The following is a 1,095-nucleotide window of genomic DNA, read 5'->3' as shown; positions in this document are numbered from 1 at the left end:
GCGGTGCTACAAGAACGTCACATCCAGCGGCCTCGTGTCCAGACGTTCTCCACCGGGTTCAACTCGGGTGAGCGGGGCGGCAGGGGCAGGATGGTGATGGTGTCCGGGACGACAAGCTTGGGGCTGGTGTGCCAGCCGGCCTGATCGACGATGAGAACGGCGTGGGCGCCCGGTGCGACCGCCTGGGCGATCTCCACCAGGTGCAGTTCCATCGCCGCGGTGTTGCAGAAGGGCAGAACCAGGCCCGCGGCCTTTCCCTCACGCGGGCAGATCGCGCCGAAGATGTAGGCTGAACGAGTGCGCTGGTCGCGTGGCGCACGAGGACGGCTGCCACGCAGAGCCCAGCGGCGGCTGATGGTGTTCTTTTGCCCCACCCTGGCTTCATCAGCGAACCAGATCTCTATCGGGGTGTCCGGCGGCCTTGCCTGGACAACCTCTGCCAAACGGGCCGGGAAGTTTTTTTATATGCCTCCGCCGCCTCTGGATCCTGAGCATGGTGCTGGGGGCGGGCGGAGAGCTTGCGTAGGCCCAGCGTCCGCATCTCCCGGCTGAGGGTCTGCTTGGCGATCGAGAGGCCATACTCCTCGAAGAGCCACTGGGCCAGGTCGATCAGGCGCCAGCGGACCACGCCATGGATCGCGGGCGTCGGACCTGCCTCCACCATGCGCAGGAGCTGCTGACGCTGCTCGTTGTTGAGCTTCGGCGGCTGTCCGGGAGCCTTGCCGTCGATCAGCCCGGCAGGGCCTGTGGCGTTGAAGCGCAGGACCCAATCACGCAGGGTTTGCAGCCCAACACCACCAACCCGGGCCGCCTCGCCGCGGCTGCGGCCCTCGTAGATCTCGGCCACAGCCAGCAAGCGTCGGATCTGGGCAGGATCCTGGCTTCGCCGCGCCAGCTTGCGCAGCACCGCCGCATTGAAGTCCCCTCGCAGTTCCACCGCCGCTGCCATGGCGAACTCCAGATCGTTCGCCACTTTGAATCAGGTCTGAGGTCCGGCGGGAATCCCTCATGAGGGCATTGGCAAGTTGTTTGACGGGAGGGCGAGTTCGGCCGCGTGACTCAGGGTGCAGCAGGATCAGGATGCTGCTTGGGCGC

At 66.2% G+C, this 1,095-nt stretch carries 1 pseudogene; it reads right to left on the bottom strand.

The annotated features are described in order from the left end of the window. Positions 1–20: 20 nt before the first annotated feature. Positions 21–949: pseudogene (locus EBE87_RS30250) on the bottom strand (IS630 family transposase); the annotation flags it as partial. Positions 950–1,095: the final 146 nt, after the last annotated feature.

Source organism: Teichococcus wenyumeiae, assembly GCF_003696345.1.
Classification (GTDB): domain Bacteria; phylum Pseudomonadota; class Alphaproteobacteria; order Acetobacterales; family Acetobacteraceae; genus Pseudoroseomonas; species Pseudoroseomonas wenyumeiae.
Note: the sequence above shows the minus strand (reverse complement) of the source record. Positions and strands in the feature narration are given on the sequence as shown.